Raw genomic sequence first — 17,743 nt, forward strand, 5'->3', positions numbered from 1 at the left:
CGGATTAATGGGCTTTTCTTATGCGATATCTCCGCGAAGTAACGACACGTTATATGCGATGGCAGGTGAATTTTATTTGTACAGTTCGGCAGTGGCATGCCAGTTGCTGCCGCTACGCGCTTCGGTAATGTGGTAGGCCGTAGCGCCTTGTTCATCCGCTTTTTTGCTCAGCATGGCGTTCATATCCATAGGCGATGAGCCGATAGCGCTGACTGAAACCGATCCGATTGCTTCACGATTTTGCGCTTGCTCTGCGCTGATAGGTTCTGCGGCGAAAGCGCCAAAAGAGAGAACGGACAGAACACTTAATGTTGCAACAGTGGTTTTGATTTTCATGATTTTTACCTCGTCGAATTCCTTTACTGGGGTCTTTGTTTCGTGACCCTCATCACAAAATTAAGTATACACTAATCACGCGATTAATTAATACCACGCTAATTGTTTCTGCTTTTTAAAGACATTAAAAATTTTATTTTTTATAACGTTATGGAATTAAAATTGCTGTTTTTCGCCGTCGTCTTTTAAAAAATAAAAGAAAATCAATTGGTTAAGAAATTTGACATTTTGTGCGTTTTTTTGATTTGCCATTCACGTGGTGAATGTTTAAGGGCATGATTTGCCAAATGATAGCCGTACAGGAAAGCGGCGAGGGGAGAGGACAAAAAGGTGCCTCCGCCGTACGACGACGGAGGAAGTGGGACTAGAGCTCTTGTTCAAAAAGTTCCAGAATGGCTTCGTACAGATCTCTTACGGAAAATCCGCTGGCAGGCGTAGTGAAGATAGTATCGTCGCCGGCAATCGTGCCGAGAATACCTTCTGCTTTCCCCAGTGAATCCAGCAGGCGCGCAATGAGTTGTGCCGCGCCGGGGCTGGTATGAATCACCACGACAGCGTCGTTATAGTCGATATCCAGCACCAGATTTTTCAACGGACTGGATGTTGTTGGGACGCCCAGTTCAGCCGGAAGACAGTACACCATTTCCATTTTTGCGTTACGTGTACGCACTGCGCCGAACTTAGTCAACATGCGCGAGACCTTGGACTGATTGATATTTTCAAAGCCCTGATCCTGCAACGCGAGGACGATTTCGCCCTGTGAGCTGAATTTTTCTTCTTTGAGGAGCGCTTTAAACGCTCTTACTAGTTCTTCTTGTTTAGCCGAGCTTCGCATAAGTCACCCGTAATATGGCGGTAGAAACAACATTATTGTGCATACAGATGAATTTTTATGCAAACAGTCTGCCTTGTTTAAGGCTGAAATAATGTTATGAAAGAGCGGAATTTTATCAAATTTCGTTATCAAGAAACATGCCTGTGTCACGCCTCGCAAATAAGATTAAAAGTAAATTAATTGTTATCAAAATGATGTTGTTTTGAGAGGATAGTAGGGTATATTGTCACCACCTGTAGGAACGTTGCTCTCTGGTTGCAGCCGATCCGGATTACGCAAATTAAATGCATAAAAGCCAAAATTGCGCGACTCCGCATTCTTGATGAGTGAGGATTGTAATCATTGAATTTGTGAATTAAGGTCGCCGCCGCGGAGCAATAGACACTTAGCTAATCATATAATAAGGAGTTTAGGATGAAAGTCGCAGTCCTCGGCGCTGCTGGTGGTATCGGTCAGGCGCTGGCATTACTTTTAAAAAACCAACTGCCTTCAGGTTCAGAACTCTCCCTGTACGACATCGCTCCAGTGACTCCCGGTGTGGCCGTTGATTTGAGCCACATCCCCACCGCTGTAAAAATCAAAGGTTTCTCCGGTGAAGACGCAACCCCGGCGCTTGAAGGCGCTGACGTAGTACTGATTTCTGCGGGTGTGGCGCGTAAGCCGGGTATGGACCGTTCCGACCTGTTTAACGTTAACGCCGGCATCGTGAAAAACCTGGTGCAGCAGATCGCTAAAACCTGTCCGAAAGCGTGCGTGGGCATTATCACCAACCCGGTGAACACCACCGTTGCGATTGCGGCGGAAGTGCTGAAAAAAGCAGGCGTATACGACAAAAACAAACTGTTTGGCGTCACCACGCTGGATATCATCCGCTCTAATACCTTTGTTGCAGAGCTGAAAGGTAAGCTGCCAACGGAAGTTGAAGTCCCGGTGATTGGCGGGCACTCCGGCGTGACGATTCTGCCGCTGCTGTCGCAGATTCCAGGCGTAAGTTTTACCGAACAAGAAGCGGCCGAGCTGACTAAACGTATTCAGAACGCCGGTACTGAAGTCGTCGAGGCGAAAGCCGGCGGCGGATCGGCAACCCTCTCTATGGGTCAGGCTGCCGCACGTTTCGGTCTTTCTCTGGTTCGCGCTCTGCAGGGCGAAAAAGGCGTGGTGGAATGCGCCTATGTGGAAGGCGACGGTCAGTATGCCCGTTTCTTCTCTCAGCCGCTGCTGCTGGGTAAAAACGGTGTAGAAGAGCGTAAATCCATCGGCACACTGAGCGCTTTCGAGCAACATTCGCTGGACGCTATGCTGGATACGCTGAAAAAAGATATTCAGTTGGGTGAAGATTTTATTAATAAATAAGCTGTTCCTGCCCGATGCCGGGGCTTTTGCTCCGGCTTCTTTGACTGTAAACAAGCCACGAAATCAAGTACTAAATCTGCTAAACTCCTCACGTCTTATCGGTTATTAACGAGAACGTCGTGAAAAAGATCCAAAGAACGCAAACCCGCGATCACATTACGCAAATGCTTCGCTATGAAATTCTTTCCGGCAATATAAAAGCGGGAGAAGAACTCGCGCAGGAAAGTATTGCGGAGCAGCTTGGTCTTTCACGAATGCCGGTTCGAGAAGCGCTACAGTCACTCGAACAGGAAGGTTTTTTAATCCGACTGCCCAACAGGCACATGCAGGTCGCGCATCTTGAGGCCGATCGCGTGAGTCATATTTTTCGCGTGATTGCCGCGATGGCCGCCGAAATGTTTTCGCTGATACCCAGCGAAGTAGGCGATGCCCTCCTGATACGTGCGCAAGCGCTGGCTGTCGCAGAAGACAAATCCTGCGAACTGGAGTGTCATGCGATGCTGATTTCTTATGTGAATAACCGCTATCTGGAAAAGGTGTATCAGCAGTTCCTGGACGGTTATGTCTCTTATGTTATTTTGCATCTGAAAAAAGATAATCAGGAGTCGGCGCAGCTTTTCGCTGAACTGGCTGACGTCATACGCCAGGGGCGGCGTGATGAGATTGGGCAAGTTATGCAGCGTTATTTCCTCTCTTTAGCAGAAATAATGCGTCAACATATGAAGGATTGGGAAAGTGCAGAAGCCTAAGTTAGGGAAGATTAAGCTTCTTTCAGCGAAAGAACAGGTCGCGGCGGTGCTGCGTAAAGCGATTCTTTCGAGGGAGTTAGTGGAAGGGCAGGAGATTACGTTAGAAGGCATTGCCGGAATGGTCGGCGTGTCCAGTATGCCAGTGCGCGAGGCGTTTCAGATTCTGGCGGCGGATGGGCTGATAAAAGTGCGCCCTAATAAAGGGGCGGTGGTGTTGGGCATCAATGAACAAACGATCCGTGAACACTATGAAATTCGCGCGCTGTTAGAAAGTGAGGCGGTGGCTAAAGCTTCTCGTCCCGGCACCGATATCTCGCGGATAGCCCAGGTGCATTATGCCGCTGAAAAGGCTCTCGCGGAAAATAACTCGGCGGAATACTCCGACCTGAATCAGGCATTTCATATGGAAATATGGAATGTTGCTGGCAACGAAAAAATGAAAATGTTGCTCTGTAATATGTGGAACGGCCTGTCGATGGGCCATAAGGTCACCGAAGAAGAGTATGCCGTGATTTCCATTCAGGAACATAAAAGTATTCTGCAAGCTCTTGAACTTCATGATGAAAAATTGGCACGCCAGCGCATGCGCGAACACATTATTCGCTCGATGGAGAATATGCTGACCCGCTATGTTGGTGACCCTTCTGCCTGATCTTTTCGCCTGCGTGAGCATCGCAGGCGCTTCAACCAATTCTTCAATTCTATTAATCACGTCCAGTAACGATCCAGCTACGATCTTGATGTAGATCCCACTCCTGCATTTTTCCTGAGAAACGATTTGACTTAGTTTTTGTATGGGAATAATTTCTCCTCGTCAACATTGGATACAATATCATATATCATTGATTGGATAATTATAAATATGGAACCCATTACCCTTACCTTATGTTTATTGGTGTTCGCTATCGTCATGTTTGTATGGGAAAAAGTGCCACTGGCCGTCACTTCCATGATTGTCTGCGTGGCCTTAGTTATCACCGGAGTTCTGAATATCAAACAGGCCTTTGCTGGCTTTATCGACACTAACGTCATCCTCTTTGTCGCGATGTTCATCGTAGGCGGTGCGTTGTTCGAGACCGGTATGGCAAACAAAGTGGGCGGCGTCATCACGCGCTTCGCGAAAACAGAAAAACAGCTGATCTTCACCATTATGGTGGTGGTGGGGTTGATGTCTGGCGTCCTCTCTAACACCGGTACCGCTGCGGTTTTGATTCCGGTGGTGATCGGCGTGGCGGCAAAATCGGGCTTCTCGCGTTCTCGTCTACTGATGCCGCTGGTTTTCGCCGCTGCGTTGGGCGGTAACCTGTCGTTAATTGGCGCGCCGGGAAATCTTATCGCGCAGTCTGCGCTACAGAATATTGGCGGCGGCTTTGGCTTTTTTGAATACGCAAAAATCGGTCTCCCGATGCTCATCTGCGGCATTCTCTACTTCCTGACTATTGGCTATCGCTTTCTGCCGAATAATGCGACCGGCGGTGAGGTGGGGAGCGTCGGGGAGCAACGTGACTACAGCCATGTTCCACAGTGGAAACAACGGCTCTCACTCGTGGTGTTGATCGCAACGATCCTCGGCATGATCTTTGAGAAGAAGATCGGTGTCAGCCTGGCCGTGACCGGTTGTATTGGCGCTCTTGTGCTGGTCGTAAGCGGCGTACTCACGGAAAAACAGGCCTATAAAGCCATTGATTCACAGACTATTTTTATCTTTGGCGGCACCCTGGCGCTGGCAAAAGCGCTGGAAATGACCGGGGCAGGCAAGCTGGTTGCGGACTATGTAATCGGCATGCTGGGGCAAAACTCCTCACCGTTCATGTTGCTGATCGCCGTTTTCGCCTTATCCGTTGTGATGACCAACTTTATGTCCAATACCGCAACGACAGCGCTGTTGGTGCCGGTGAGTTTGTCCATTGCCGCAGGTATGGGGGCCGACCCGCGTGCGGTTCTGATGGCGACGGTCATTGGCGGTTCCTGCGCCTACGCAACCCCTATCGGTATGCCTGCCAACATGATGGTGCTCTCCGCGGGTGGCTATAAATTTGTCGACTACGCTAAGGCCGGTATCCCCCTGATTATCGTTTCAACCATTGTCAGCTTGATCCTGCTGCCAATCCTTTTCCCTTTTCATCCGTAATTAACGGAAGCTGTTCTGACTAAGGAGCATTTATGAGCAAAAGTGAACAGATATCCCATATGACCGACGTTATGGCCAAGTTTGTGGGATATACCGGCAAAGTTTTGCCTGATGATGTCACTGCAAAACTGGAAGATTTGCATAAGAAAGAGACCAGTAAACTGGCCGACGTCATCTTTACTACCATGATTGAGAACCAGCGTCTGGCGAAAGAGCTGGATCGTCCTTCCTGCCAGGACACCGGTGTCATTCAGTTTCTGGTGGAGTGCGGGACGAACTTTCCGCTGATTGGCGAGCTGGAAGCGTTGTTGCGTGAGGCGGTGATCAAAGCAACTGTAGATTCTCCGCTGCGCCACAACAGCGTAGAAACTTTTGATGAATACAACACCGGTAAAAACGTGGGTAAAGGCACGCCGACGGTCTTCTGGGAGATCGTTCCCAATTCCGATCAGTGCAGCATTTATACCTATATGGCAGGCGGTGGTTGTTCTCTGCCGGGGAAAGCGATGGTGCTGATGCCGGGTGCAGGCTATGAAGGTGTGACCCGCTTTGTACTGGATGTGATGACCAGCTACGGCCTCAACGCGTGTCCGCCGCTGCTGGTTGGCGTGGGCGTAGCGACCTCTGTTGAAACGGCGGCACTGCTATCGAAAAAAGCGCTGATGCGTCCGATCGGTTCGCATAACGAGAATGAGCGTGCAGCCTCGCTGGAAAAAATGCTGGAAGACGGCATTAACAAAATTGGCCTGGGGCCGCAGGGGATGTCCGGTAATACCTCCGTTATGGGCGTGAACATTGAAAACACCGCGCGTCATCCTTCTACCATCGGCGTGGCGGTAAACGTCGGCTGCTGGTCGCACCGTAAAGGGCACATCGTTTTCGATAAAGATTTGAATTACACCATTACGTCTCACAGCGGAGTGAATTTCTGATGACTAAAAAAATCCTGACTACGCCAATTAAAGATGAAGATTTAGCGGATATTAAGGCTGGCGATATTATTTATCTCAACGGTCATATTGTTACCTGCCGTGACGTAGCCCATCGCCGTTTAATTGAAGGTGGTCGCGAGCTTCCGGTAGATGTTCGCGGCGGCGCTATTTTACACGCTGGCCCCATTGTCCGCCCAATTAAAGGCGAAGACGATAAGTTTGAAATGGTCTCCGTTGGACCAACCACCAGCATGCGTATGGAGAAATTTGAAAAAGAATTTATTGCGCAGACCGGCGTGAAATTAATTGTGGGTAAAGGCGGTATGGGTAAAGGTACCGAAGAGGGCTGTGCTGAACACAAAGCGCTGCACTGCGTATTCCCTGCCGGTTGTGCGGTTGTAGCCGCCGTGTGCGTGGAAGAAATTGAAGATGCCCAATGGCGCGATCTGGGGATGCCGGAAACGCTGTGGGTCTGTCGGGTTAAAGAGTTTGGCCCGCTGATTGTTTCTATTGATACCCATGGAAATAATCTGTTTGAACAGAACAAAATTATTTTTAATCAGCGTAAAGAGATCGTCGCTGATGAAATATGCCAGAACGTAAGTTTCATTAAATAAACCTGATTACGTAAATTGCACGATAATGGTGGTAATACGTTATGACGATAATAATAACCAAGGGCTCTGGCCGGGGCGGCTCAGGGAAATCCACCCTTATTATTTCATCGTCATAAATAGCCCCATTATCGTGCCTCCTGCCTGAAGGCTATTTTATGACTAATGCAGCTCTGCTATTAGGTGAAGGCTTCACCCTGATGTTCCTCGGCATGGGGTTCGTGCTGGCGTTTCTGTTCCTGCTGATTTTCGCCATCCGCGGCATGTCCGCCGTGATTACTCGCTTCTTCCCTGAACCCGTCGCCGCGCCCGCGCCGCGCGCCGTTCCCGTCGTGGACGACTTCACCCGCTTAAAGCCGGTGATTGCCGCCGCCATTCACCATCACCGCCTTAACGCTTAATTCCCGGAGGGATCCATGACTATTGCCATTACCGACGTCGTCCTGCGTGACGCCCACCAGTCCCTGTTCGCCACCCGCCTGCGTCTTGACGATATGCTGCCGATTGCCGCTCAGCTCGACGACGTGGGCTACGGCTCGCTGGAGTGCTGGGGCGGCGCCACCTTTGACGCCTGCATCCGTTTTCTCGGCGAGGACCCGTGGGTCCGCCTGCGCGAGCTTAAAAAGGCCATGCCCAAAACCCCCCTGCAGATGTTGCTGCGCGGCCAGAACCTGCTCGGCTACCGCCACTACGCCGATGACGTGGTGGAACGCTTCACTGAGCGCGCTGTCAAAAACGGCATGGACGTGTTCCGCGTCTTCGACGCCATGAACGACCCGCGCAATATGAAAGCCGCCCTGCAGGCGGTGCGCAGCCACGGCGCACACGCCCAGGGCACGCTCTCGTACACCACCAGCCCGGCCCACACCCTGCACACCTGGCTGGATTTAACGGAGCAACTGCTGGAAACCGGCGTTGACTCGATTGCCATCAAGGATATGTCCGGCATTCTCACGCCGATGGCGGCGTATGAGCTGGTCAGCGAAATCAAAAAACGTTTTGAGGTGCGCCTGCACCTGCACTGTCACGCCACCACCGGGATGGCGGAGATGGCCCTGCTGAAGGCTATCGAGGCGGGTGTTGACGGCGTGGACACGGCGATTTCCTCCATGAGCGCCACCTACGGCCACCCGGCCACCGAGGCGCTGGTGGCGACGTTGGCAGGTACTGAGCACGACACCGGGCTGGATATCCTGAAGCTGGAAAGCATCGCCGCCTACTTCCGCGAGGTGCGCAAAAAGTATCACGCCTTTGAAGGCCAGCTGAAAGGCTACGACAGCCGTATTCTGGTGGCGCAGGTGCCGGGCGGAATGCTGACCAACCTCGAAAGCCAGCTGAAGCAGCAGAACGCGGCGGACAAACTCGACCAGGTGCTGGCGGAAATCCCCCGCGTGCGCGAGGACCTCGGTTTTATCCCGCTGGTGACCCCCACCTCGCAGATTGTCGGCACCCAGGCGGTGCTCAACGTCCTGACCGGCGAGCGCTACAAAACCATCGCCAAAGAAACGGCCGGCATTCTGAAAGGCGAATACGGGCACACCCCGGTGCCGGTGAACGCGGTACTGCAGGCGCGGGTGCTGGAAGGGGGCGCTCCGGTGACCTGCCGTCCGGCGGATTTACTCAAACCGGAGCTGGCTGAACTGGAAGCGGACGTCAGGCGCCAGGCGCAGGAGAAGGGCATTCAGCTTGCGGGAAACGCCATTGACGACGTCCTCACCGTGGCGCTGTTCCCGCAACCCGGCCTCAAATTCCTTGAGAACCGCCACAACCCGGCGGCGTTTGAGCCACTGCCGCAGGCGGAAGCGGCGAAACCTGCCGTGAAAGCGGAGAAAGCCGCAAAACCCGCCGCTTCCGGTATCTACACCGTCGAAGTGGAAGGCAAAGCCTTTGTGGTGAAAGTCAGCGACGGCGGCGATATCAGCCATCTGACCGCGGCTTCATCTGCGCCGGTTCAGGCTGCATCTCCGGCTGCCCCGGCGGGCGCAGGCACCCCGGTAGCCGCGCCGCTGGCGGGCAATATCTGGAAAGTGGTGGCGACGGAAGGCCAGACGGTGGCCGAAGGCGACGTGCTGCTGATTCTGGAAGCCATGAAGATGGAAACCGAAATCCGCGCCGCGCAGGCCGGAACCGTGCGCGGCATCGCGGTGAAAGCCGGGGATGCGGTGGCGGTGGGCGACACCCTGATGACGCTTGCGTAACGGAGAGGACGAATGGAAAGTCTGAACGCCCTGCTTCAGGGCATGGGGCTGATGCACCTTGGCGCAGGCCAGGCCATCATGCTGCTGGTCAGCCTGCTGCTGCTGTGGCTGGCGATTGCGAAAAAGTTCGAACCGTTACTGCTGCTGCCGATTGGCTTCGGCGGGCTGCTGTCCAACATCCCGGAAGCGGGCATGGCGCTGACCGCGCTGGAAAGCCTGCTGGCACATCACGACGCCGGGCAGCTGGCGGTGATTGCCGCGAAGCTTAACTGCGCGCCGGACGTGCACGCCATCAAGGAGGCGTTAGCGCTGGCGCTGCCGTCGGTGCAGGGCCAGATGGAGAGCCTGGCGGTGGACATGGGCTACACGCCGGGGGTGCTGGCGCTGTTCTATAAAGTGGCGATTGGCTCCGGCGTCGCGCCGCTGGTCATCTTTATGGGCGTCGGCGCGATGACCGACTTCGGCCCGCTGCTGGCCAACCCGCGCACCCTGCTGCTGGGGGCGGCGGCGCAGTTCGGTATCTTCGCCACCGTGCTGGGGGCGCTGACGCTGAACTACTTCGGCCTGATTGCCTTCACCCTGCCGCAGGCGGCGGCCATCGGCATTATCGGCGGCGCGGACGGCCCGACGGCGATTTACCTGTCGGGCAAACTGGCGCCGGAGCTGCTGGGAGCCATTGCGGTAGCGGCGTACTCGTATATGGCGCTGGTGCCATTAATCCAGCCGCCGATTATGAAGGCGCTGACCACGGAGACGGAGCGGAAAATCCGCATGGTGCAGCTGCGCACCGTCAGCAAGCGGGAAAAAATCCTCTTCCCGGTGGTGCTGCTCATGCTGGTGGCCCTGCTGCTGCCGGACGCCGCGCCGCTGCTGGGGATGTTCTGCTTTGGCAACCTGATGCGCGAAAGTGGCGTGGTGGAGCGTCTGAGCGACACGGTACAGAACGGGCTGATTAATATCGTCACCATTTTCCTGGGGCTTTCCGTTGGCGCTAAGCTGGTGGCGGACAAGTTCCTGCAGCCGCAGACGCTGGGCATTCTGCTGCTGGGGGTGATTGCCTTTGGTATCGGGACGGCGGCCGGGGTACTGATGGCGAAGCTGCTGAACCTGTGCAGTAAGAACAAAATCAACCCGCTTATCGGTTCGGCGGGGGTGTCGGCGGTGCCGATGGCGGCCCGCGTATCGAACAAGGTGGGGCTGGAATCAGACCCGCAGAACTTCCTGCTGATGCACGCGATGGGCCCGAACGTGGCGGGTGTTATCGGTTCGGCGATTGCGGCGGGCGTGATGCTCAAGTACGTGCTGGCGATGTAATCCAATCTAATCGGGAGCAGTGATTCTGCTCCCGCAAAATGAGGACACAGTAATGAGTGAAATGGTTGCGTTTCGGCAAGGTACATCCATGCCATCCAGAGAAACCATCTTGCATTATGTTGTTGAGACGGTGAATCAGATAACTGAGCTTGAGCCAGCGCTGCATTTGCTGCCGTGGTCTGGCGTCAACTCAGCAATATATGAGCAACGTTTTGCACAGTGTTACGACGAGGGGCTTTGTGCCGCACAGACGTCGGCACCGAATGTTCCGCAGGGGATTCTGCCATCGACCGATTGGGCTCAGGGTATCGGGTTACTCTGTTTTGCCGCAGGGTATATGAGCGCAGGCGAGCGGCCATTAACACACAATCAGTTATGCGATTTCGTCAAACAGGCGGCTGTTGGTTTATCGCCGATTGAGGAGGAAGCGGCGAGCGGTTTCTCGACGGTACGTAGTATTGCATTACCCGTATTCAGGCGATTACAACGCGATGGTCACGCGTCTCGGATCCTGCTGTTACAAACGTTGCTGCATCTGGTTGCCTGGAAAAGCGCATCGCAGTATGCGCGTCAACAGGCGCAACGACTGCTCTGGATGGGCGGCATTCTGGGGGAAGGGGGCGAGTCTGGCTTATTGGCACTCGATAAGGCGCTGCGTGAAGAGGCCGTCGGGGAGAAAAGTCTCCCCGCTCTGCTGATTTTCACGAGTTTCCTGGCACATTTTCCGGCAGGGCCAGTCTTTATTGACTAGCCGTCGAACGACGCGGGCAAAAGCCGCGTCGTTTTAGTTCGACGCCGGGTATTCCTGCACCGTCACCTGGAACGTGAGCTGCTTATCATCCCGCATTACCACGACCGGAATGACGGAGCCCGGACGGATTTCCGCCACCTGATCCATCGTTTCCAGTGCGGACACAGCGGGTTTATTATTGACCGAAATAATCAAATCATTAACCTGAATACCGGCAAGCGCGGCGGGGCCGTTTGGCGTCACTTCATTAACGACAATGCCCTGAATCGGGTCCATGCCGCTACCCTGCTGCGCGTGCAGCGGTGCGATTTCTCGTCCGCCAATACCGATATAGCCGCGAATCACGCGACCGTCGCGGATAAGCTTATCCATAATTTTCGTGGCTAGCTGGAAGGGAATCGCAAAACCAAGGCCTTCCGGCGTTTCGCCATCGTTACTCTTATCAAAAGAGAGGGTGTTGATCCCCATCAGTTCGCCTAACGAGTTGACCAGCGCGCCGCCGGAATTACCGTGGTTAATCGAGGCGTCGGTCTGGAGAAAATTCTGTCGCCCCGTCGGGTTCAGGCCGATACGACCCGTTGCGCTGATGATCCCTTGGGTGATGGTCTGTCCCAGATTATATGGGTTGCCGATAGCCAGTACGACGTCGCCAATATGCGGTGTACGCTTTGTATTAATCGGGATGGTAGGCAGCCCGCCAGTGGCGTTGATCTTCAGCACCGCCAGATCGGTAAGCGAATCGGAGCCAACCAGTAGCGCTTCAAAGACGCGGCCATCCTGTAGCGCGACGATAATCTGATCGGCATCGTTAATCACGTGCTTGTTGGTAATAATATAACCGCGTTGATCCATGATCACGCCGGAACCCAGCGTGCGGATCTCCAGTTGATTATGCGCGGTACTGTTCATACTGCGGTTATAGACATTGACGACGGCAGGCGCGGCGCGGCGAACCGCAAAATTATAACTGGCTGGCGTCTCATCGGTACTGTCGAATTGCGGGACGGCGATAGGATTAATTTTGCGCAAAGAAGGCATGACGGCCAACAGAATAGCGCCGACAATTAAACCTATTGCGACCGAACGTAAGAGCTTCACAAACATGATGGAGGCGTCGTTAAAAAAGGGAACGGCAGCAGCATACCATGAGTTAACCGGACATCACATCGCAGGCTGATGCCCGGTTTAAGACAGGATTAGCGCAGCAATAGATAAATGTTCTCGTTGCCGCGTACTACCTGAAGAGCAATGATGGACGGTTTTGCCGCCATCACTTTGCGCATTTCGGCGATAGAACTGATACGATCGCGGTTAACGCCGATGATAACATCATCTTTTTGCAAACCGGCCTGCGCGGCAGGACTGCTTTTTTCGACGCTATCAACCTTAACGCCTTTCGTCCCGTCTTTCAGCTGGCCGTCGCTCAACGTCGCGCCTTGCAACGCCGGGGCGATCATTTCGGCGCTGGCGGAAGAAGAGGTATTGGAATCCAGCGTGACTTCCACCTCCAGCGGCTTACCATCGCGCAGCAGGCCCAGCTTCACTTTCGTGCCCGGTTCGGTGGTGGCGATACGTGAACGCAGTTCGGCAAAGCTATTCAGCGGCTTACCGTTAAGACTGATAATCACGTCTCCGGATTTCACCCCGGCCTTCGCCGAACCTGAATTGGGTAAAACCTCGCTGACAAAAGCGCCACGCTGAACGTTCAGTTTGAATGCCTTGGCGATATCAGCGGTCATTTCAGTGCCTTTAATTCCCAGCAATCCGCGTTTGATTTCGCCGAACTGAATCAACTGCTGCGCCAGCGTCTGCGCCATATTGGAAGGAATAGCAAAGCCAATGCCGATACTCCCGCCACCTGGCGCGAGGATCGCGGTATTAATCCCGATCAGCTCGCCGTTCAGGTTAAGCAGCGCGCCGCCGGAGTTGCCGCGGTTAATAGAGGCATCGGTTTGAATAAAGTTCTCAAGCCCTTCCAGATTAAGCCCGCTGCGTCCCAGCGCTGAAATAATCCCGGAGGTGGCGGTTTGCCCAAGACCAAACGGATTACCGACCGCTACGGCGAAATCGCCGACGCGGAGTTTGTCGGAATCGGCGATGGCAATTTGCGTTAACTTGCTGGGATTCTGAATTTGTAACAGAGCGATATCGCTCTGGTCGTCGCCGCCGATCAGCTTCGCGTCGAATTCGCGTCCGTCATTCAGTTGAATGCTGATCTTTTGTGCCTGATTAATCACATGATTATTGGTTAATACATAGCCTTTCGCGGCATCGATAATCACCCCCGAACCGAGTCCTTCAAACGGCTGGGACGGCTGGTCTGGCAGATCCTCGCCAAAGAATTTTTTAAACTCCTCCGGCACTTTTTGGCTCTGGGCGGCGGTTCCCTCGACTTTTACGCTGACGACAGCAGGCAGCACTTTCTCCAGCATAGGGGCAAGGCTTGGCAGCGTCGCCTGGCCTGGCACCTGGCCTGGTATCGATGCAAGGGCTGGAAACGGTGCCGAAAGAGTTAACCCGACACTTAACGCTAATGCACTTAACAGCTGGGTGTGTTTTTTCATGGATGCTGCTCTCGTACCTTGGATGAACGGATAGACAATTCAAAACAGATTGATGTTATTGAATTTTCAGCCTGGTAACAATGATAATAGCTGGGACAGGAAAGATAGAGAGAGGGCGCAAGCGATGCGCCCGATAAATTTCTTAACGGCGTGCGATTAATCGCGCTTTGCGCCGCTACGTAACAGGCCAGACGCGCCTTCAGAATAATCACGTGGCATTTGTACTGGCGCCTGATCGTTGCTCGCCTCAGACTCCGCCAGACGGTTACGGAACGGATTCGACTCCGCAGACATTTCCGGCAGCAGGCTGCTGGAGCTTTTCGCCATATGCTGATACAGCTGGCGGTAATCATGCGCCATGGTATCCAGCAGTTCCGCGCTGCGAGCAAAGTGGCTAACCAGCTCTTCACGGTACTCTTCCAGCTCAGCTTTGTTTTTTTCCAGTTCGTACTGCAATGCCTGCTGTTGACGTAACTTACGATTACCAAAACGCATGGCCACGGCACCAATGATGATACCGACGACTAATCCAATTAGCGCATATTCCCAGGTCATGAACATCTCCCGTTGTCTTATGTTTCCGTAGGGTGTTGGCTCCAGGCTCCATGCCCGCGCCTGATTATGCCACTATAACCGCTAATTCCGTAGAAGTGGAATCCCGGCAGCATATCGCGTAGTGTAGAACGGCCTTTTTTTCGTCAGCCGTGAACGACGGCACATCGATTTTCAAGGAATAACAATAACATTATGCAAAGCCTTTCCCCTACATCGCGTTATCTCCAGGCACTCAACGAAGGCACCCATCAGCCTGACGACGTACAGAAAGAGGCGGTCGACCGTCTGGAAACCCTTTATCAAGCGCTCACCGCGAAAAAATCGTCGGCTACGCCACCCGGCGGACTGATAGCGCGACTGGGGAAATTATTAGGCAAAAACGAACCGGACGCGCAAATACCGGTTCGCGGGCTGTATATGTGGGGGGGCGTGGGGCGCGGCAAAACATGGCTCATGGATCTCTTCTACCACAGCCTGCCGGGCGAGCGAAAACTACGCCTGCATTTTCATCGGTTTATGCTGCGCGTGCATGAAGAACTTACTGCGCTACAGGGACAGATCGATCCGTTAGACATTATTGCCGATCGGTTTAAAACCGAGACGGACGTACTGTGTTTCGATGAGTTTTTCGTCACCGATATTACCGACGCCATGCTGCTGGGCGGTTTAATGAAGGCGCTGTTTGCACGCGGCATTACGCTGGTCGCGACCTCCAATATTCCGCCGGATGAACTCTACCGCAACGGTTTGCAACGCGCCCGCTTCCTGCCGGCTATCGATGCCATTAAACAGCACTGCGATATTATGAATGTGGACGCCGGCGTCGATTACCGACTGCGGACGCTGACGCAGGCCCATTTATGGCTAACGCCGCTTAATGATGAAACCCGGCGGCAAATGGATAAACTGTGGCTGGCGTTAGCAGGGGCCGCGCGCGCGCGCGCTCCGACGCTGGAAATCAATCATCGCCCTTTATCCACCCTGGGCGTTGAAAACCAAACGCTAGCGGTCTCTTTCGCTACGCTGTGCGTCGAGGCCCGCAGCCAGCATGATTACATTGCGCTCTCAAGGTTATTTCACACGGTTCTGCTGTTTGACGTGCCGGTCATGACGCCGCTGATGGAGAACGAAGCGCGCCGCTTTATTGCGCTGGTGGATGAGTTTTACGAGCGCCACGTTAAGCTGGTGGTCAGCGCCGCCGCGCCGTTATATGAAATTTATCAGGGGGAGCGGCTCAAGTTTGAATTTCAGCGCTGTCTGTCACGCCTGCAAGAGATGCAGAGTGCGGAGTACCTCAAGCGGGAGCATATGCCGTAAGCCGGACAAGCGCAGCGCCCCGGCATTATGCGGTATTATATCTGTGCAACCTCCCCGACCGAGGGTGAACCAGGCCTGAACAAAACCCGCGGCAAATCGCAAAAAGGGGTCGATCTTTGACCTGGACTTCTCTATAATCCTGCGACCCCACGTTACAAGAGAGTTTTTTCCCAAACTTTCTCTGTGCCGGCCAAACATATCCGAGGGGGTAGGTTTACCGGACTTTGTCGTGTGAACCTCAACTATTTAAAACGTTTGGGTGTTCACCAACGTGTAACTTATTTATTTGGGTAAGCTTTTAATGAAAACTTTTACAGCTAAACCAGAAACCGTAAAACGCGACTGGTATGTTGTTGACGCGACCGGTAAAACTCTGGGCCGTCTGGCTACTGAACTGGCTCGTCGCCTGCGCGGTAAGCACAAAGCGGAATACACTCCGCACGTAGATACCGGTGATTACATCATCGTTCTGAACGCTGACAAAGTTGCTGTAACCGGCAACAAGCGTACTGACAAAGTGTACTATCACCACACCGGCCACATCGGTGGTATCAAACAAGCGACCTTTGAAGAGATGATTGCCCGCCGTCCTGAGCGTGTGATTGAAATCGCGGTTAAAGGCATGCTGCCAAAAGGCCCGCTGGGTCGTGCTATGTTCCGTAAACTGAAAGTTTACGCGGGCAACGAGCACAACCACGCGGCACAGCAACCGCAAGTTCTTGACATCTAATCGGGATTATAGGCAATGGCTGAAAATCAATACTACGGCACTGGTCGCCGCAAAAGTTCCGCAGCTCGCGTTTTCATCAAACCGGGCAACGGTAAAATCGTTATCAACCAACGTTCTCTGGAACAGTACTTCGGTCGTGAAACTGCCCGCATGGTAGTTCGTCAGCCGCTGGAACTGGTCGACATGGTTGAGAAACTGGATCTGTACATCACTGTTAAAGGTGGTGGTATCTCTGGTCAGGCTGGTGCGATCCGTCACGGTATCACCCGCGCTCTGATGGAGTACGACGAGTCCCTGCGTGGCGAACTGCGTAAAGCTGGCTTCGTTACTCGTGACGCTCGTCAGGTTGAACGTAAGAAAGTCGGCCTGCGTAAAGCACGTCGTCGTCCGCAGTTCTCCAAACGTTAATGGGTTTCTGCTTCGGCAGACAACTATTAGCGAAAAACCCGCTTCGGCGGGTTTTTTTATGGGCAATGCATTTATCTGTCACGATGAAATGCGGATTGTTGTCTCTTTTTCCCCAATTCCAGAATCGACTCACCACAAAGGTCACAAAATCTGGTAAACTATCATCCAATTTTCTGCCCAAATAGCGGGGAATGTTCATTTTTTGTCTCGTTTCTGAGCAATGATGGCTTTTTTCGCCCTGGGTGACATAACATCTGGCTGGTCACATTGTGGCTGGTAGCAGTAAAAATTCTGAATATACCTGGAGGTTTTCATGGCTGTCGCTGCCAACAAACGTTCGGTAATGACGCTGTTTTCTGGTCCTACTGACATCTATAGCCATCAGGTCCGCATTGTGTTGGCTGAAAAGGGTGTTAGTTTTGAGATCGAACATGTGGAAAAGGACAATCCACCTCAGGATCTGATTGACCTCAACCCGAATCAAAGCGTTCCGACACTGGTGGATCGTGAGCTGACCCTGTGGGAATCTCGCATCATTATGGAATATCTGGATGAGCGTTTCCCTCATCCGCCGCTGATGCCGGTTTATCCGGTCGCGCGCGGTGAAAGCCGTCTGTACATGCACCGTATTGAAAAAGACTGGTATACGCTGATGAACGTCATCGTAAACGGGTCTGCTTCCGAGGCCGACTCTGCGCGTAAACAACTGCGTGAAGAGCTGCTGGCGATTGCGCCGGTATTTGGTCAGAAACCGTATTTCCTGAGCGACGAATTCAGCCTGGTTGATTGCTACCTGGCGCCTCTCTTGTGGCGTTTACCGCAGTTGGGTATTGAATTCAGCGGCGCAGGGGCGAAAGAGCTGAAAGGCTATATGACCCGCGTCTTTGAACGTGATTCTTTCCTGGCTTCTTTAACCGAAGCTGAACGTGAAATGCGCCTCGGTCGGGGTTAACCTG

19 protein-coding genes are annotated in these 17,743 nt (G+C 53.3%); 14 read left to right on the forward strand and 5 right to left on the reverse strand.

Annotation, left to right across the window (positions count from 1 at the left end):
- Positions 1-72 precede the first annotated feature (72 nt).
- Positions 73-336, reverse strand: a complete 264-nt coding sequence (gene yhcN / locus OLG56_RS02345) for a peroxide/acid stress response protein YhcN (protein WP_000695695.1) — start codon at positions 334-336, stop codon at positions 73-75.
- A 364-nt stretch (positions 337-700) separates the two neighbouring features.
- Positions 701-1,171, reverse strand: coding sequence for a transcriptional regulator ArgR (gene argR / locus OLG56_RS02350; protein ID WP_001257852.1), 471 nt, complete (start codon positions 1,169-1,171; stop codon positions 701-703).
- 414 nt (positions 1,172-1,585) lie between these two features.
- Here argR and mdh point away from each other — a divergent pair, with 414 nt between their 5' ends.
- From mdh to OLG56_RS02400, 10 genes are all read left to right on the forward strand, one after another.
- On the forward strand, positions 1,586-2,524 hold the full coding sequence (gene mdh / locus OLG56_RS02355; protein ID WP_000861586.1) for a malate dehydrogenase: 939 nt from the start codon (positions 1,586-1,588) through the stop codon (positions 2,522-2,524).
- Positions 2,525-2,643: 119 nt separating this feature from the next.
- Positions 2,644-3,273, forward strand: coding sequence for a GntR family transcriptional regulator (locus tag OLG56_RS02360; RefSeq protein WP_000723776.1), 630 nt, complete (start codon positions 2,644-2,646; stop codon positions 3,271-3,273).
- The gene (locus OLG56_RS02365; protein ID WP_061377027.1) at positions 3,260-3,925 is read left to right on the forward strand and encodes a GntR family transcriptional regulator; all 666 of its coding nucleotides are present in this window, start codon (positions 3,260-3,262) and stop codon (positions 3,923-3,925) included. The genes OLG56_RS02360 and OLG56_RS02365 overlap by 14 nt, the downstream gene beginning before the upstream one ends.
- Positions 3,926-4,135: 210 nt before the next feature.
- On the forward strand, positions 4,136-5,404 hold the full coding sequence (locus tag OLG56_RS02370; RefSeq protein ID WP_000433390.1) for an SLC13 family permease: 1,269 nt from the start codon (positions 4,136-4,138) through the stop codon (positions 5,402-5,404).
- Positions 5,405-5,436: 32 nt separating this feature from the next.
- Complete coding sequence (gene ttdA / locus OLG56_RS02375) at positions 5,437-6,336, forward strand: L(+)-tartrate dehydratase subunit alpha (RefSeq protein ID WP_000045349.1); 900 nt, start codon at positions 5,437-5,439, stop codon at positions 6,334-6,336.
- Positions 6,336-6,953 (forward strand): L(+)-tartrate dehydratase subunit beta, encoded by a 618-nt coding sequence (gene ttdB / locus OLG56_RS02380; protein ID WP_000162405.1) that lies wholly within the window; start codon positions 6,336-6,338, stop codon positions 6,951-6,953. The genes ttdA and ttdB overlap by 1 nt, the downstream gene beginning before the upstream one ends.
- Positions 6,954-7,108: 155 nt before the next feature.
- Complete coding sequence (locus OLG56_RS02385) at positions 7,109-7,351, forward strand: oxaloacetate decarboxylase subunit gamma (RefSeq protein ID WP_000180123.1); 243 nt, start codon at positions 7,109-7,111, stop codon at positions 7,349-7,351.
- Positions 7,352-7,366: 15 nt separating this feature from the next.
- Positions 7,367-9,148 carry a sodium-extruding oxaloacetate decarboxylase subunit alpha gene (gene oadA, locus OLG56_RS02390; protein ID WP_061377028.1) on the forward strand — a complete coding sequence of 594 codons (1,782 nt, stop codon included), beginning with the start codon at positions 7,367-7,369 and terminating at the stop codon, positions 9,146-9,148.
- A 12-nt stretch (positions 9,149-9,160) separates the two neighbouring features.
- Positions 9,161-10,462, forward strand: a complete 1,302-nt coding sequence (locus tag OLG56_RS02395; RefSeq protein WP_061377029.1) for an oxalacetate decarboxylase subunit beta — start codon at positions 9,161-9,163, stop codon at positions 10,460-10,462.
- Positions 10,463-10,481: 19 nt separating this feature from the next.
- A complete protein-coding gene (locus OLG56_RS02400; protein WP_000602024.1) occupies positions 10,482-11,213 on the forward strand; it encodes a triphosphoribosyl-dephospho-CoA synthase in 732 nt (243 codons plus the stop codon).
- A 33-nt stretch (positions 11,214-11,246) separates the two neighbouring features.
- On the opposite strand, the gene degS is transcribed toward OLG56_RS02400, so the two are convergent.
- The 3 genes from degS to zapG all read right to left on the reverse strand — a co-directional run bounded on the left by degS (position 11,247) and on the right by zapG (position 14,332).
- On the reverse strand, positions 11,247-12,317 hold the full coding sequence (degS, locus tag OLG56_RS02405) for an outer membrane-stress sensor serine endopeptidase DegS (RefSeq protein ID WP_000497705.1): 1,071 nt from the start codon (positions 12,315-12,317) through the stop codon (positions 11,247-11,249).
- 92 nt (positions 12,318-12,409) lie between these two features.
- On the reverse strand, positions 12,410-13,777 hold the full coding sequence (degQ, locus tag OLG56_RS02410; RefSeq protein ID WP_000716690.1) for a serine endoprotease DegQ: 1,368 nt from the start codon (positions 13,775-13,777) through the stop codon (positions 12,410-12,412).
- Positions 13,778-13,933: 156 nt separating this feature from the next.
- Entirely contained in the window at positions 13,934-14,332 is a 399-nt protein-coding gene (gene zapG, locus OLG56_RS02415; RefSeq protein WP_001519074.1) for a Z-ring associated protein ZapG, read from the reverse strand.
- Positions 14,333-14,524: 192 nt separating this feature from the next.
- On the opposite strand from zapG, the gene zapE reads away from it, so the two are divergent.
- The 4 genes from zapE to sspA all read left to right on the forward strand — a co-directional run bounded on the left by zapE (position 14,525) and on the right by sspA (position 17,739).
- A complete protein-coding gene (gene zapE, locus OLG56_RS02420) occupies positions 14,525-15,649 on the forward strand; it encodes a cell division protein ZapE (RefSeq protein WP_023212287.1) in 1,125 nt (374 codons plus the stop codon).
- A 301-nt stretch (positions 15,650-15,950) separates the two neighbouring features.
- The gene (gene rplM, locus OLG56_RS02425) at positions 15,951-16,379 is read left to right on the forward strand and encodes a 50S ribosomal protein L13 (protein WP_000847559.1); all 429 of its coding nucleotides are present in this window, start codon (positions 15,951-15,953) and stop codon (positions 16,377-16,379) included.
- 15 nt (positions 16,380-16,394) lie between these two features.
- Complete coding sequence (rpsI, locus tag OLG56_RS02430) at positions 16,395-16,787, forward strand: 30S ribosomal protein S9 (RefSeq protein WP_000829815.1); 393 nt, start codon at positions 16,395-16,397, stop codon at positions 16,785-16,787.
- Positions 16,788-17,100: 313 nt separating this feature from the next.
- A complete protein-coding gene (gene sspA, locus OLG56_RS02435) occupies positions 17,101-17,739 on the forward strand; it encodes a stringent starvation protein SspA (RefSeq protein ID WP_000257298.1) in 639 nt (212 codons plus the stop codon).
- Positions 17,740-17,743: the final 4 nt, after the last annotated feature.

The organism is Salmonella sp. 2018103 (genome assembly GCF_026247685.1).
GTDB classification, from domain to species: Bacteria; Pseudomonadota; Gammaproteobacteria; order Enterobacterales; family Enterobacteriaceae; genus Salmonella; species Salmonella enterica.

Bases quoted from the DNA above. Each gene is read 5' to 3' on its own strand.
- yhcN (WP_000695695.1), bottom strand. From the start codon at position 336: ATGAAAATCAAAACCACTGTTGCAACATTAAGTGTTCTGTCCGTTCTC.
- argR (WP_001257852.1), bottom strand. From the start codon at position 1,171: ATGCGAAGCTCGGCTAAACAAGAAGAACTAGTAAGAGCGTTTAAAGCG.
- mdh (WP_000861586.1), top strand. From the start codon at position 1,586: ATGAAAGTCGCAGTCCTCGGCGCTGCTGGTGGTATCGGTCAGGCGCTG.
- OLG56_RS02370 (WP_000433390.1), top strand. From the start codon at position 4,136: ATGGAACCCATTACCCTTACCTTATGTTTATTGGTGTTCGCTATCGTC.
- ttdA (WP_000045349.1), top strand. From the start codon at position 5,437: ATGAGCAAAAGTGAACAGATATCCCATATGACCGACGTTATGGCCAAG.
- ttdB (WP_000162405.1), top strand. From the start codon at position 6,336: ATGACTAAAAAAATCCTGACTACGCCAATTAAAGATGAAGATTTAGCG.
- OLG56_RS02385 (WP_000180123.1), top strand. From the start codon at position 7,109: ATGACTAATGCAGCTCTGCTATTAGGTGAAGGCTTCACCCTGATGTTC.
- oadA (WP_061377028.1), top strand. From the start codon at position 7,367: ATGACTATTGCCATTACCGACGTCGTCCTGCGTGACGCCCACCAGTCC.
- OLG56_RS02395 (WP_061377029.1), top strand. From the start codon at position 9,161: ATGGAAAGTCTGAACGCCCTGCTTCAGGGCATGGGGCTGATGCACCTT.
- degS (WP_000497705.1), bottom strand. From the start codon at position 12,317: ATGTTTGTGAAGCTCTTACGTTCGGTCGCAATAGGTTTAATTGTCGGC.
- degQ (WP_000716690.1), bottom strand. From the start codon at position 13,777: ATGAAAAAACACACCCAGCTGTTAAGTGCATTAGCGTTAAGTGTCGGG.
- zapG (WP_001519074.1), bottom strand. From the start codon at position 14,332: ATGACCTGGGAATATGCGCTAATTGGATTAGTCGTCGGTATCATCATT.
- zapE (WP_023212287.1), top strand. From the start codon at position 14,525: ATGCAAAGCCTTTCCCCTACATCGCGTTATCTCCAGGCACTCAACGAA.
- rplM (WP_000847559.1), top strand. From the start codon at position 15,951: ATGAAAACTTTTACAGCTAAACCAGAAACCGTAAAACGCGACTGGTAT.
- rpsI (WP_000829815.1), top strand. From the start codon at position 16,395: ATGGCTGAAAATCAATACTACGGCACTGGTCGCCGCAAAAGTTCCGCA.
- sspA (WP_000257298.1), top strand. From the start codon at position 17,101: ATGGCTGTCGCTGCCAACAAACGTTCGGTAATGACGCTGTTTTCTGGT.